The following is a 13613-nucleotide window of genomic DNA, read 5'->3' as shown; positions in this document are numbered from 1 at the left end:
TCGGCATGGAGTGGGTGGGGGACGGGGCCGACCGATGAACGGACTGGGGCGGGCGGCATCCGGCGCCCTCGACACGGGTGCCCTCGTCGCACCGGTCGACCCGGCGGCGGTGCGGGCGTTCCGGAAGGCCCACGACAAAGGCATGACCGCGGGACGCGTCGTCGGGTTCGTCATCGCCGGCATCGTGACGCTGTTCGCCCTGGCGGTCATCGTGCCCATCGTCATCGGCGTGCTGGGATCGGTCATCGTGGGTCTCGCCACGGGCGACGGAGCCTCGCCCGTCGCCCTCGTCTTCGTGCTCGCCGTCGTCGGAGTGCTCGCGATCTTCGTCTCGGCGGCCGTGCGCACCTGGCGCAGCGCCGCCGTGCACGCGTACCGGCTCGACGCCTTCGCGCGCGCGAACGGTCTCACCTACACGACACGCATCGACGACCCGAACCTGCCGGGCGTCATCTTCGACACCGGCGAGAACCGGAAGTCGCTGGATTTCGTGCGCACCGCGTCCGGGCGCGACATCGAGATCGCGAACTACCGGTACGAGACCGGCTCGGACCGGGACCGCACCACGCACCGGTGGGGGTACGTGGCCGTGCGCCTCGACGTGCCGTTGCCGAACATCGTGCTCGACGCCGTCGGCAACAACCGCATGTTCGGGGCATCCAATCTGCCGGCGGACTTCGCGCGCTCACAGCACCTGTCGCTCGAGGGCGACTTCGACCGGTACTTCCGCCTGTACTGCCCCGCCGGCTACGAGCGCGACGCGCTCTACCTGTTCACGCCCGACATCATGGCGCGCTTCATCGACAGCGCTGCCGCCCTCGACGTCGAGATCGTCGACGACCGACTGTTCCTCTACGCCGAACGCGACCTCGTCACCCTCGATCCCGCCACCTGGCAGTGGCTCGACGCGACCATCGGCGCCCTCACGGCCAAGCTCGATCAGTGGGCGCGCTGGCGCGACGAGCGCGTCCAGAGCGAACAGGGCGCACCATCGGATGCCGCGGCATCCACCCCCCACGTCGCGCCGCCGCCCGTCGTGGCTCCCGCCGGTCGGAGACTCCGCCGCCGCGCGTCGGTGCTCGGCGGCATCGCGGCCGTCGTGTTCATCGGGTTCTGGCTGTGGAGCCTGTTCGGCGATGCGATCGGACGGCTCGTCACCCCGTGACGCGTCCATCGCGGGAGAGGAAGACCCGCGTGATCGTGCGCTCGAGCACGCCGTTCGCACCCATGAGGATCAGCGAGTAGTAGCCGATCGCGGGGAACAGCAGTGAGATCACGAGCGCCAGCGAGAACAGCACGGCCAGCGACAGATCGTTGCCGACGCCGCGGATCAGCGCCTTCTCGGGAGTGTCGTGCAGACCGGGATGCTGCCGCAGATAGAGGCGTGTGCAGAGCGACAGCAGGCTCGTGACCACCATGCTGCCCATGTAGATCGACTTCGCGACCGGATCGCCGGACCCCGCCGCCCCCGTGATGGAGGTTGCGACCGGCAGCCAGACGATCGTCACGAGCCACGCCATCATCAGCCAGATGACCGCGGCATCGACCCGCTGCACCCGGGAGAACTGTCGGTGGTTGCCCACCCAGAACATCGCGATGATCGCGAAGCTCAGCACGAACGACACCAACTGGTCGTGGTGGTCGCCCAGCCACCGCCACGTGCCGCCCTCGGTCGAGCTGATGTCGCCGACGCTCTCCATGAGCGGCAGGATCAGCAGCGTGATCGCGATGGCGACCACCGCGTCGGAGAACGCGGTGAACCGCTCCGCCGCATACCCGGGTGCGTGCGGGCTGTCGCCCTCGTCGTCGGTCACCCGGTCACCCCTCGCGCGTGCGCTCCCACTCCTGCCGGCGCGCGGCCTGCGCCACCGGATCGGGCACGGGGAGCGAGGCGAGCAGCCGCTTCGTGTAGTCGTCGCGCGGGGCGCCGAGCACCTGAGCGGTCGTGCCCTGCTCGCGGATCACGCCGTGCCTGAGCACCACAATACGGTCGGCGACCTCGTCGATCACCGCCAGATCGTGGCTGATGAACAGCGACGCGAACCCCAGCTCCCGCTGCAGCTGCGCGAACAGCTCCAACACGGTCGCCTGCACTGACACATCGAGCGCGCTGGTGGGTTCGTCGGCGATGAGCAGCGTCGGCTGCAGAGCCAGCGCCCGCGCGAGCGACGCGCGCTGGCGCTGACCGCCGGAGAGCTCATGCGGGAACCGGTCGCCGAACGCGGTCGGCAGGCGCACCGCGTCGAGCAGCTCGTCGACGCGGGCGCGCGCCGCTCGCGGCGACCGGGCGCGGCCGTGCACGATGAGCGGCTCGGCGATGCACTCGGCGATGGTCAGCAACGGGTTGAAGCTCGTCGCCGGGTCCTGGAACACGAACCCGATCTCGGGTCGCAGCGGCGCGAGCCGCCGGTTCGTGGCGCCGCGCATCTCGGTGCCGAGCACGGTCAGCGACCCGCCCATGACCTCCGTGAGACCGACGAGGGCGCGCCCGATCGTGGTCTTGCCCGACCCCGACTCGCCCACGAGGCCGACGACCTCGCCCGGCGCGACCCAGAAGTCGACGCCCTTGACGGCCACGACCCCGCCGCGACCGAAGCGTCCCGGGTAGCCGATCTCGGCCGCTCTCGCGACGACCACCGCGTCGGCGGGCGCCTCGGTCGGGGCGGATGCCGCGGCATCCTGCCCCTGCGTGCGGCTCTTGCCCGCACCCACGCGCGGGACGGCGGCGAGGAGCTCCTTCGTGTACGGCTCGCGCGGCGACGCGAACAGCTCGCGCACGGGCGCCTGCTCGACGATGTCGCCGCGGTACATCACGATCACGCGGTCGGCGAGGTCGGCGACGACGCCCATGTTGTGGGTGATGAGCACGATCGTCGCCCCGAACTCGTCGCGGCAGGTGCGCAGCAGCTCGAGGATCTCGGCCTGCACGGTGACATCGAGCGCCGTCGTCGGCTCGTCGGCGATGATCAGCCCCGCGTTGAGCACCAGCGCCATCGCGATCACGACGCGCTGCTTCTGACCGCCCGAGAACTGGTGCGGGAAGTCGTCGACGCGGCGCTCGGGGTCGGGGATGCCGACCGTGCGCAGGATCTCGATCGCGCGCACCTTCGCCTGGGCGCGGCTGATCTTCTGGTGGGCGCGCAGGCCCTCCGCGATCTGCCAGCCCACCGTGTAGACGGGGTTCAGCGCGGTCGAGGGCTCCTGGAACACCATCGCCGCGTCCCGCCCGCGCATCGCGCGCAGCTGCGCGTGGGTCGCGTGCACGACATCGGTCTCGCCGTCGGCGCCACGGATGATCACGGCTCCCGAGAGCGTCGCCGTCTCGGGCAGCAGGCCCAGCAGCGTGTTCGCCGTGACCGTCTTGCCCGACCCGGACTCACCGACGATCGCCAGCACCTCGCCGGCGTGCGCGGCGAGCGAGATGCCCGACACCGCGGTGACGGGCGCGCCGTCGGTCGCGAAGGTGACCGTGAGGTCTCGGATGTCTGCGACGTCGCTCATGCGGCACCTCCCGCGCGACGGCGGGTACGCAGTCGCGGATCGCTCAGGTCGTTGAGGCTCTCGCCGACGAGCGTGATGCCGAGCACCACGAGCACGATCGCCAGGCCCGGGAAGATGGAGGTCCACCAGATCCCGCTCGTCACGTCGGCGACCGACCGGTTCAGGTCATAGCCCCACTCGGCGGCCTTCGTCGCCTCGATGCCGAACCCGAGGAAGCCGAGGCCCGCGAGGGTGAGCAGCGCCTCGGACGCGTTGAGGGTGACGACCACCGGCAGCGTGCGGGTCGAGTTGCGCAGCACGTGGCGCACCAGGATGCGCCCGAGCGGCACTCCGATGACGCGCGCCGAGTCGACGAACGGCTCCGCCTTCACCCGCACGACCTCGGCGCGCACCACGCGGAAGTACTGCGGCACGAAGACGACGGTGATCGAGATCGCGGCCGCCAGGATGCCGCCGACCAGCGTCGACTGCCCGCGGCTGATCACGATCGACATGACGATCGCGAGCAGGAGCGACGGGAACGCGTAGATCGCGTCGCAGATCACGAGGAGCACCCGGTCGAGCCAGCCGCCGAAGTAGCCCGACAGGAGGCCGAGGGCGACACCGATGAACAGCGAGAACACGATCGCCGCGAGGATCGCGAACAGCGCCGTCTGCGCGCCCCAGATCACTCGCGAGAACACGTCGAAGCCGCTGACGGTCGTGCCCCAGATGTGGGCGGCACTGGGTGGCTGCTGGGTCGCGAAGTCGACACCGTTCGCCGACTGCTGTGCCCACGAGTACGGCGCGATGAGCGGCGCGAAGGCGGCGACGAGCACGAACACGGCGACGATGACGACGCCGATGACGAGCATCGCGCGCTGCAGCCCGACGCTGCGGCGCAGGTGCGAGAGCACCGGGATGCGGTCGGCGAGAGGACGCGTGCGATCACTGACCGCAGCGGGGCGGGAGGAGGCATCCGTGGACATCAGTACCTCACTCGCGGGTCGATGAGAGCGGCGATCACGTCGACCACGAAGTTGGTCAGCGCCACGACGACCGCGATCATGACGACGATCCCCTGCACGGCGACGAAGTCACGCGCCTTCAGATACTCGGAGAGCATGAAGCCGACGCCCTTCCACTCGAACGTCGTCTCGGTCAGCACCGCCCCCGACAGCAGCATCGCGATCTGCAGGCCGATGACAGTGATGATCGGGATCAACGCGGGCCGGTACGCATGCTTGGTGACGAGGCGGAACTCACTCACCCCTCGCGAGCGGGCGGATGTCACATACTGCGCGCCGAGCGTGCCGATCACGTTCGTACGCACGAGCCTGAGGAACACGCCCGCGGTCAGGATGCCGAGAGCGACGCCGGGGAGGATCGCGTGCAGCAGCACGTCGCCGACGGCGGCGCCGTTGCCGAGTCGGATCGCGTCGATCAGGTAGATGCCGCTGGGGTGGTCGAGGTTGCCGAGCAGCAGCTCGGTGCGGGTGGAGGCGCGGCCGTTCGTGGGGAGCACGCCGAGCCACACCGAGAAGACGAGCTTGAGCAGCAGTCCGACGAAGAAGATGGGGGTCGCGTAGCCGAGGATCGCCCCGACGCGCAGGGTGGCGTCCGGCCAGCGGTCGCGCTTGTAGGCGGCGACCAGTCCGAACGGGATGCCGATGAGGAACGCGACGATGAGCGCGTAGAACGCGAGCTCGAGGGTCGCCGAGCCGTACTGCAGCAGCACGTCGAGCACGGGCCGGCGGTCGGTGATCGTGGTGCCGAAGTCACCGCGCAGGATGCCGCCGAGGTAGTCGAGGTACTGCGCCCAGAGGGGTCGGTCGTAGCCGGCCTCGTGGATGCGCTGCTGCAGCTGATCGGGAGGGAGGCGTCCGCCGAGAGCGGCGGTGATGGGGTCGCCGGTCAGACGCATCAGCACGAAGACGACGGTGACCAGGATGAAGACGGTGGGGATGACCAGCAGCAGGCGCACGAGGATGTAGCGCCAGAGCCCGCCGCCCTTGGAGACGGCGGGGGCGAGTGCGGCCGGATCGACGGCGGCAGTGACCATGGGGGAACGACCTTACGTGGATCGCGCCGTGGGCCGGGGGGAGACCCCCGGCCCACGGCGCTGGACGACGCTTACTTGTGCAGCGGCGCGTAACGGAACTTGAACGAACCGTCGAGCGTCGCGCCCTGGACGTCGGAGCCGACGACCGCGGTCTGCGTGCCCTGCAGCAGCGGCAGGGTCGACAGGTCCTGGGCCACGAGGTCCTGGATCTTGCCGAGCTCGGTCGCGCGCGACGCGGCGTCGGTGTCGGAGGCCTGCTTCGTGATCAGGTCCTGCACCTCGGCGTTGTCGTAGTGGTTCTTCAGGAAGTTGTCCTTCGAGAAGAACGGCGTCAGGTAGTTGTCGGCGTCGGAGTAGTCCGGGAACCAGCCGAGCTGGTATGCCGGGTACACGTCGGCGACGCGGTCCTTGGAGTACTGCACCCACTCGGTCTGCGCGAGGTTGACGGTGAACAGGCCGCCGTTCTCGAGCTGGCTCTTGACCGCGGCGTACTCGTCACCTGACGAGGGGCCGTAGTGGTCGCCGTTGTACTGCAGGTTGAGGGTGACGGGCGTGGTGACGCCGGCGGCCTCGAGGATCTGCTTCGCCTTGTCGAGGCTCGGGCCGCCGTTGCCGTCGCCGTACAGCGACTTCAGCGACTCGGTGGCGCCGGCGAGGCCCTGCGGAACGTAGGAGTACAGGGGGGTGTAGGTGCCCTTGTAGACGTTCTGCGAGATGGCGGCGCGGTCGACGAGGGATGCCGCGGCCTGGCGCACGGCGAGCGCCTTGGCCGGGTCGGCCTCCGCGGTCGTCGCACCGTAGGGCTGGGTGTTGAAGTTGAAGACGATGTAGCGGATCTCGCCGCCGGGGCCGTCGACGACCTGCACCTTGTTGTTCGACTTCAGGTCGGCGATGTCGGTGGCGGTGAGGCTGCGGAACGCGACGTCGATCGCGTTGTTGGAGACATCCAGCTTCAGGTTCGACGAGTCGGCGTAGTACTTGACCGTGACGCCGCCGTTGGCGGCCGCGCCCAGCTCGCCCTGGTAACCGGCGTAGGGCTTGTAGTCGATCAGCTCGTTCTTCTTGTACGAGTCGATCGTGTACTGGCCCGCGAACGCGTTGCCCGCGACGATCGTGTCGTCAGGGGTGACGGCGGTCGCCGAGAACACCTGCTCGTCGACGATCGGCGCCGCCGGGCTCGAGAGGATCTGCGGCCACGTCTGGTCGTTGGGCGCCTTCAGCGTGAACACGACGGTCGTGTCATCGGGGGTGGCGACCGAGTCGAGGTTGCCGAGCAGCGATGCCGGACCGTTGGGGTCGTTGATCGCGACCTGACGGTCGAAGGAGAACTTCACGTCCGAGGAGGTGAGGTCGTGGCCGTTCGCGAACTTCAGACCCGGCTTGAGCTTCACCGTGTACTCGGTGGGCGAGGTGTACTCGGCCGAGGTCGCGATGTCGGGGGTGACCTCCGACGTGCCGTACTTGCTGTTGAGCAGGAACGGGTAGACCTGGTTCATCACGGCGAACGAGCCGTTGTCGTACGAACCGGCCGGGTCGATCGAGGTGATCTTGTCTGTCGTGCCGATCAGCAGCGGCTCGCTCGAGCCCGAGCTCGAGGAGGAGCTGCTGCCCGAGCAACCGGCCAGCAGCAGCGCGGAGGCGCCGACCGCGGCCACGACGAGGCCGAGGCGGCCACGCGTGCGGGGGGAAAGTGTCATGGTGATGTGACTCCAGCTGTGAAAGAGACGGCCGCCTGGCGACGGACCGCATCCCGATATCTTGGACCCGTTCTCAGCGGGGACAAAGCCTGTGGAACGACTTTTCACAAGATCGAAACGCGTGCTATGGGCGTGACGAATGTCACATTCGGGTCGTGACGACCGGCTCTGGTGCAGCGGATCGCCCTGCGGGAGGCTCAGACCATGAGCTCATCCGCACCCGCCGCAGACGCGGCATCCGCTCGCTCCGGCGGCTCAGGTCACACGGCGATCCGCGCTCGCCGCCTCGTGAAGTCGTTCGGCAAGGTCCAGGCCGTGCGCGGCGTCGACCTCACCGTCGCGCAGGGCGAGATCGTCGCGTTCCTCGGCCCGAACGGGGCCGGCAAGACCACCACGATCGATATGATCCTGGGGCTCGCGCACCCCGACGCGGGTGAGATCGAGGTGTTCGGGCGCAGTCCCCGGTCGGCGATCTCCCACGGTCTCATCTCCGCTGTGCTGCAGACCGGCGGCCTGCTCAAGGACCTCACCGTGCGCGAGACGCTGCGGCTCACGGCGAGCCTGTTCAGCGACACCCGGCCCATCGACGAGGTGCTGCAGCGCGCCGGCATCTCGTCGATCGCCGACCGCAAGGTGGGGGTGTGCTCGGGCGGTCAGCAGCAGCGGCTGAGGTTCGCGATGGCGCTGCTCAGCGACCCGGGGCTGCTGATCCTCGACGAGCCGACGACGGGAATGGATGTCGAGGGTCGCCGCTCGTTCTGGCAGGCGATCCGCGCGGACGCCGCCCGCGGCCGCACCGTGCTGTTCGCCACGCACTACCTCGACGAGGCCGACGAGTACGCCGACCGCATCGTGCTGATGAGCCACGGCCGCATCGTCGCCGACGGCACGACGGCGGAGATCAAGAACCTGGTCGCCGGCCGCGTCGTGCACGCCACCCTGCCCGGCGCGGACCCGGTCGCACTCGCGGCGATCGCCGGCGCCGAGGATGTCTCGGTGCAGGGCGAGCGCATCGCGATCCGCACCCGCGACTCCGACTCGGTGGCCCGGCATCTCCTGACCGCCACCCCCGCGCGAGACCTCGAGATCTCGGCGCAGAACCTCGAGAGCGTCTTCCTCGCGCTCACCGGCAACGACGACACCGAGAAGAGCACGCGATGACCAGCACCCCCGCCCCCGCCCCCGTCAACCTCGACCGGCGAGTGCCACCGCTCGGCGGCTTCACCTTCACCTATCTCGGCATCGAGCTCACCCGGAAGCTGCGCAACCGCCGGTCGCTGATCTTCACCGTCGCCTTCCCGGTGCTGATGTACATGATCGTCGGCTATCGCCTGAAGGACACCCCGCTCACCGATGTGCCCCTGTCGGCCGGCGGTGTCTCCGTCGCGGCCTACATCATGGTGTCGATGGCGATGTACGGTGCCATGATGTCGGCCACGCAGACCGGCGCATCGGTCGCCCTCGAGCGCGCACAGGGATGGAGCCGGCAGCTGCTGCTCACGCCGCTCAACCCCCTGGTAAACGTCATCATCAAGATCATCGCCGGCATGCTGTTCGGGTTCATCGCGATCGTGGCCACGTATGTCGTGGCCGGGTTCTCGGGTGTGCAGCTGAGCCCCGTGCAGTGGATCGTCACGGGTCTCGCGGCGTGGCTGCTCGCCGGCGCCGTCTTCACGACCCTCGGACTGATGGTCGGCTACATGGTCCCCGGTGAGAACGCCGCGCAGATCACGAGCCTCGTGATCGTGCTGCTCTCGTTCCTCGGAGGTCTGTTCTACCCGCTGTCGAGCATGCCGGACTTCCTGCAGACGATCGCGAAGTTCACCCCCGTGTACGGCATCAGCCAGATCGCGCGCGCACCGCTCACGGGCGACGCCTTCGACCTCGGCGCGCTCGTCAACGCGATCGCGTGGCTTGCGATCTTCGTCGCCGGCACGGTGGTGTTCTTCCGTCGCGACACGAAGCGGGCGTGAGCGCGATGTCCGCGGGGCGGCGTCCGGGTGCGGATGCCGCCTCGCGGCCTATCGTGTGGGATGTGAGTCAGACGGAGGCGCCCGATCGTGTGCGCGGCATGGGCTGGCCGGTGCTCGCCGACGGCGAGCGCGCCTCGCTCGCCGGATGGCGTGCGACGCTGGCGACTCCCTCCGTACGGGGGTGGTACGTGGGCGGCGCGATCGCGTTGCCGTGGCTGTTCGTCGTGCTGCCGGGGGTTCTCAGCGCCCCGCAGCTGTGGCAGCAGGTGCTCGGCAGCACTCTGGTGCTGCTCTTCGCCGCCGCGTTCCTGATCGCCGCCCCGACCGCGTGGGCCACTCCGCGCCGCGGGCGCATCTGGATCGTGCTGGGCCTGTTCGCGCTGTCTTTCGCACTGATGCCCTGGCTCGGGTGGGATGTGCGCGCCACCTGGACGTTCGTGGGCGTGGTGCTGGGCGTGAGCGTCATCGGCTGGCGGTTCACCTGGATCGCCATCGTCGCGCTCGGCCTGCTCGCCTTCGGCATCGCAGTCGCGACCGGCGTCGACCCGGCGGACGCCGTGCTGAACTCCGCGATCATCGTGTCGATCTCGCTCATGATGGCCGCCTTCGCACGCACCCTCGCCACGCTCGGCCAGCTGCGCAGGACGCAGGCCCAGGTCGAGGTGCTCGCCGCCGACCGGGAGCGCAGCCGGGTGGCGCGCGACATCCACGACATCCTCGGGCACTCGCTCACGGTCATCACCGTGAAGGCCGAGCTCGCCGGACGCCTCATCGACGCCGACCCGCAGCGGGCGGGCGTCGAGATCGGCGAGGTCGAGGCGCTTGCCCGCGGCGCCCTGGCCGACGTGCGCGCCGCGGTGAGCGGCTTCCGCGAGGTGAACGTGAGCGCGGAGCTCGCCGCCGCCCGGGCGGCGCTGCGGGCGGCCGGGATCGAGCTCGACGCGTCCGCATCCACCGATGCGATCGACCCGGCACATCGTGAGCTCGCGGGGTGGGTCGTGCGCGAGGGCGTCACGAACGTCATCCGTCACGCGGGTGCGTCGCGCTGCCGCATCCGGCTCGAGCACGATGTGGTCGAGGTCGCCGACGACGGTGTCGGGCCCGGGGCCGGCACCGCGTCCACCGGTCTCACGGGGCTGCGGGAGAGAGCGGATGCCGCCGGCGCCCGCCTGCGCATCGGTCGCAGCGACCTCGGCGGGTTCTCGGTGCGGGTCGAGCTGTGAGCGACGGCATCCGGCTGCTGATCGCCGACGACCAGGCCCTCGTGCGCGGGGCGCTCTCGGCGCTGCTCTCGCTGGAGCCCGACATCGAGGTCGTCGCCGAGGTCGGCCGCGGCGACGAGGTCGAGGCCGCCGTCCGCGCGGCGGCGGCGACCGTGGCCCTGCTCGACATCGAGATGCCCGGTCTCGACGGCATCGCCGCGTGCGCGCGGCTGCGCGAGACGGCGCCCGGATGCCGCGTGCTCATCGTCACGACCTTCGGTCGCCCCGGCTACCTGTCACGCGCGCTGCAGGCGGGGGCATCCGGGTTCGTCGTGAAGGACACCCCCGCCGCGCAGCTCGCCGACGCGGTGCGCCGGGTCGCCCGAGGGGGGCGGGTCGTGGACCCGCAGCTGGCGATCGACTCGCTCGCGCAGGGCGACTCGCCGCTCACCGAGCGCGAACGCGACGTTCTCGAGGGGGCGCGCACCGGCGGCAGCGTCGCGGACATCGCGCGCATGCTGCACCTGTCCGAAGGCACCGTGCGCAACCATCTGTCGTCGGCCATCGGCAAGACCGGCGCCCGCAACCGAGGCGACGCGGCGCGCATCGCCGAGCAGAACGGCTGGCTGTAGCCGGGTCAGGCTCCGCGCGAGCGGCCCTCGCGTTCGAGGAATGCGGCCGTCTCCGGGTGCACCGGAGCGTCGAACACCTGCTCAGGGGTGCCCTGCTCGAGGATGCGCCCCTCGTGCATGAAGACGATGCGGTCGGCGACCTCGCGGGCGAACGCCATCTCGTGGGTCGCCATCAGGATCGTCGAGCCGCGCCGCTTGAGGTCACGCACGAGATCGAGCACCTCGCCGACCAGTTGCGGGTCGAGGGCGCTGGTGATCTCGTCGAGCAGCAGCAGCTCGGGGTCGGTCAGGATCGCCCGTACGATCGCGACGCGCTGCTGCTGGCCGCCGGAGAGCCGATCGGGGAACTCGCGCGCCTTCTGCGCGAGCCCGAGGGTCTCGAGAAGCTCGAGTGCGCGGGCGCGCGCGGCCGCCGGGCGCTGGCGGTGCACCCGCCGGGCCGCGAGCGTGATGTTGTCGATGACCCGCAGGTGGGGGAACAGGTTGAAGTGCTGGAACACCACGCCGATGCGCGAGCGCACCCGGTCGGGGTTGATGCCCGGGTCGGTGATGTCGGTCCCGCCCAGGAAGATCTGGCCGTCGTCGACGCGTTCGATGAGGTTGATCGTGCGCAGCAGCGTCGACTTGCCGGAGCCCGACGCGCCGATCAGCACGACGACCTCGTGCGGCTCGATCACGAGGTCGACCCCGCGCAGCACATCGTGGTCGCCGAACCGCTTGCGGACGCCGGTGAGGGTGAGCGCGCTCACACGACACCCCCGTTCTGCTGACGGCGGGTGAGGCGGGCGGAGACCCAGTCGGTGAGGCGGATCATCGGCAGGCTCATCGCGACGAACAGCAGCCCCGCGACAATGTAGGGCGTGAAGTTGTACGTGTTCGCGACCTCGATCTGCGCGGCACGCACAGCGTCGACGGCGCCGAGCACCGAGATGAGGCCGACGTCCTTCTGCATCGAGACGAAGTCGTTCATGAGCGCGGGCACGACGTTGCGCACGCCCTGCGGGATGACGACGATGCGCAGGGTCTGTCCGTGGGTGAGGCCGAGCGAGCGCGCGGCGACCCGCTGAGACGGATGCACCGCCTCCATGCCCGCACGCAGCACCTCGGCGACATATGCGGAGTACGTGAGCACGATGGCGATGGTTCCCCACAGCACGACCGGCACCCGTCCGAAGAACCCGAGCGCGGGGATACCGAAGCCCACCAGGTAGAGCACGATCAGCAGCGGCATGCCGCGGAACAGGTCGGTGTATCCGGCGGCGAGTGCCCGCAGCGGGAAGAAGACCGGACCACGCAGCGACCGGAGCACGGCCAGTCCGGTGCCGAACACCGCCACGGCGGCGGCCGCGACGAACAGCACCTGGATGTTGACCCACAGACCGGCGATCACCGACGGGAACGCCGAGATGGCGACATCCAGATCGAAGAAGCTCGACCGCACGCTCTCCCAGCCGGGGCTGGTGACCACCGCGACGGCGAGGGCCGCGACGACCACCACGCTGCTGACGAGCGCGATGACCACCGAGCGCACGGTGGAACGGCGCCGGACCGCCCGCCGGGCGAGCTCGAGCTCGCTCGGCTGCCAGTCCGGCGCCGTGGAGGCTGGTGACGAGGTCAGTTCAGCACCGGCGCGTTGACGGCGTCGGCGAGCCACTGCTTCTGCAGCGCCGCGAGCGTGCCGTCGGCCTGGAGTGCGTCGACCGCGGCGGTGACGGCGGTGGTCAGCGGCGATCCCTTGGGCAGCACGAACGCGAGCTGATCGCCGCCGGTGGTGTCGTCGAACTGGCCGATGACCTTGCCGTTGTCGAGCTCGGCCCCGGCCAGGTAGAACGCGGTCGGCAGGTCGACGACGAGAGCGTCGATCTGGCCGGACTTCAGGGCGAGCACGGCGTCGTCGTTCGAGTTGAACACACGAAGGTTGTCGGTGCCGAGCTTCTCGGCCGCGACCCGGTAGCTGGTAGTGCCGCTCGCGACGCCGATGACGTCGGTCTTGAGGTCGGCGATCGAGGTGGCCGAGGCCGCCTTCGACGAGCCGGTGGTCACGACGGCCTGCGTCGTCGTGTAGTACGGCGACGAGAAGTCGACGGCCTTCTTGCGCTCGTCGGTGACCGAGAACTGCTGGATGTTGAGGTCCCAGTCCTTCGCACCGGGCGCGATGGCGCTGTCGAAGGTCGAGCGCACCCAGACGACGTCGCTGTCGGTGAAGCCGAGCTTCTCGGCGACGGCGTAGGCCACGGCCGCCTCGAAGCCCTTCTTGCTCGCCGGGTCGTCGTTCTCGACCCACGGCGAGTACGCCGGCTGGCCGGTGGCGATGGTGAGCTTGCCCGCAGTGAGCGTGTCGAGGGCGGCGGCGCTCGGGCCGGCGCTGGTGGCGGTGCCCGACGACGAGCCGGCGAACGCGCAGGCGGCGAGCGACAGGACGGTGGCGGCCGCCAGAGCGGCGACGGCGGCGGTGCGGCGGACGCGAGCGCGCGTGATCACAGGGTTCTCCTCAGGTGCGGGATAGCGGGTGGTCACCGCCAGCGGGTGCTGTGGTCCGTGCTCGGGCGATCGCGCACAGCCTATCC

The 13613-nt window shown here is 70.1% G+C and carries 13 protein-coding genes; 5 read left to right on the top strand and 8 right to left on the bottom strand.

Going from position 1 to position 13613, the window contains the following annotated elements; all coding sequences use genetic code 11:
- Positions 1–34 precede the first annotated feature (34 nt).
- Positions 35–1165: a hypothetical protein gene (locus BGO15_RS01890; RefSeq protein WP_056519583.1), complete on the top strand. Its 1131-nt coding sequence runs from the start codon at positions 35–37 to the stop codon at positions 1163–1165.
- Here BGO15_RS01890 and BGO15_RS01885 read toward each other — a convergent pair.
- The 5 genes from BGO15_RS01885 to BGO15_RS01865 all read right to left on the bottom strand — a co-directional run bounded on the left by BGO15_RS01885 (position 1155) and on the right by BGO15_RS01865 (position 7239).
- Complete coding sequence (locus tag BGO15_RS01885) at positions 1155–1814, bottom strand: TMEM175 family protein (RefSeq protein ID WP_056206116.1); 660 nt, start codon at positions 1812–1814, stop codon at positions 1155–1157. The two genes, BGO15_RS01890 and BGO15_RS01885, sit on opposite strands and share 11 nt — an antisense overlap.
- Before the next feature lie 4 nt (positions 1815–1818).
- Positions 1819–3501 carry a dipeptide ABC transporter ATP-binding protein gene (locus BGO15_RS01880; RefSeq protein WP_045247881.1) on the bottom strand — a complete coding sequence of 561 codons (1683 nt, stop codon included), beginning with the start codon at positions 3499–3501 and terminating at the stop codon, positions 1819–1821.
- Positions 3498–4469: an ABC transporter permease gene (locus BGO15_RS01875; RefSeq protein WP_056206118.1), complete on the bottom strand. Its 972-nt coding sequence runs from the start codon at positions 4467–4469 to the stop codon at positions 3498–3500. Before BGO15_RS01875 ends, BGO15_RS01880 begins: the two co-directional genes overlap by 4 nt.
- Positions 4469–5542: an ABC transporter permease gene (locus BGO15_RS01870; RefSeq protein WP_273188534.1), complete on the bottom strand. Its 1074-nt coding sequence runs from the start codon at positions 5540–5542 to the stop codon at positions 4469–4471. The genes BGO15_RS01875 and BGO15_RS01870 overlap by 1 nt, the downstream gene beginning before the upstream one ends.
- A 71-nt stretch (positions 5543–5613) precedes the next feature.
- Entirely contained in the window at positions 5614–7239 is a 1626-nt protein-coding gene (locus tag BGO15_RS01865) for an ABC transporter substrate-binding protein (protein WP_045247884.1), read from the bottom strand.
- A gap of 204 nt (positions 7240–7443) precedes the next feature.
- Here BGO15_RS01865 and BGO15_RS01860 point away from each other — a divergent pair, with 204 nt between their 5' ends.
- The 4 genes from BGO15_RS01860 to BGO15_RS01845 all read left to right on the top strand — a co-directional run bounded on the left by BGO15_RS01860 (position 7444) and on the right by BGO15_RS01845 (position 11046).
- A complete protein-coding gene (locus BGO15_RS01860; protein ID WP_056206288.1) occupies positions 7444–8400 on the top strand; it encodes an ABC transporter ATP-binding protein in 957 nt (318 codons plus the stop codon).
- Positions 8397–9212, top strand: a complete 816-nt coding sequence (locus BGO15_RS01855) for an ABC transporter permease (RefSeq protein ID WP_056519585.1) — start codon at positions 8397–8399, stop codon at positions 9210–9212. Before BGO15_RS01860 ends, BGO15_RS01855 begins: the two co-directional genes overlap by 4 nt.
- Before the next feature lie 62 nt (positions 9213–9274).
- A complete protein-coding gene (locus tag BGO15_RS01850; protein ID WP_056206290.1) occupies positions 9275–10435 on the top strand; it encodes a sensor histidine kinase in 1161 nt (386 codons plus the stop codon).
- Complete coding sequence (locus tag BGO15_RS01845) at positions 10432–11046, top strand: response regulator transcription factor (RefSeq protein WP_056206121.1); 615 nt, start codon at positions 10432–10434, stop codon at positions 11044–11046. Before BGO15_RS01850 ends, BGO15_RS01845 begins: the two co-directional genes overlap by 4 nt.
- A 5-nt stretch (positions 11047–11051) precedes the next feature.
- Here the strand turns inward: BGO15_RS01845 and BGO15_RS01840 are convergent, their stop codons facing one another.
- Genes BGO15_RS01840 through BGO15_RS01830 form a run of 3 tightly spaced genes read right to left on the bottom strand, consistent with a single transcriptional unit; the run spans position 11052 to position 13527 of the window.
- Complete coding sequence (locus BGO15_RS01840) at positions 11052–11795, bottom strand: amino acid ABC transporter ATP-binding protein (RefSeq protein ID WP_200930811.1); 744 nt, start codon at positions 11793–11795, stop codon at positions 11052–11054.
- Complete coding sequence (locus BGO15_RS01835) at positions 11792–12664, bottom strand: amino acid ABC transporter permease (protein WP_056206294.1); 873 nt, start codon at positions 12662–12664, stop codon at positions 11792–11794. Before BGO15_RS01835 ends, BGO15_RS01840 begins: the two co-directional genes overlap by 4 nt.
- Positions 12661–13527, bottom strand: a complete 867-nt coding sequence (locus tag BGO15_RS01830; protein WP_327037324.1) for an ABC transporter substrate-binding protein — start codon at positions 13525–13527, stop codon at positions 12661–12663. The genes BGO15_RS01835 and BGO15_RS01830 overlap by 4 nt, the downstream gene beginning before the upstream one ends.
- Between the last annotated feature and the right edge of the window lie 86 nt (positions 13528–13613).

The sequence above is a fragment of the Microbacterium sp. 71-23 genome, assembly GCF_001897265.1.
Lineage (GTDB): Bacteria > Actinomycetota > Actinomycetes > Actinomycetales > Microbacteriaceae > Microbacterium > Microbacterium ginsengisoli.
The sequence above is the reverse complement of the archived record's forward strand: the minus strand, read 5'-3'. Positions and strand labels throughout refer to the sequence as shown.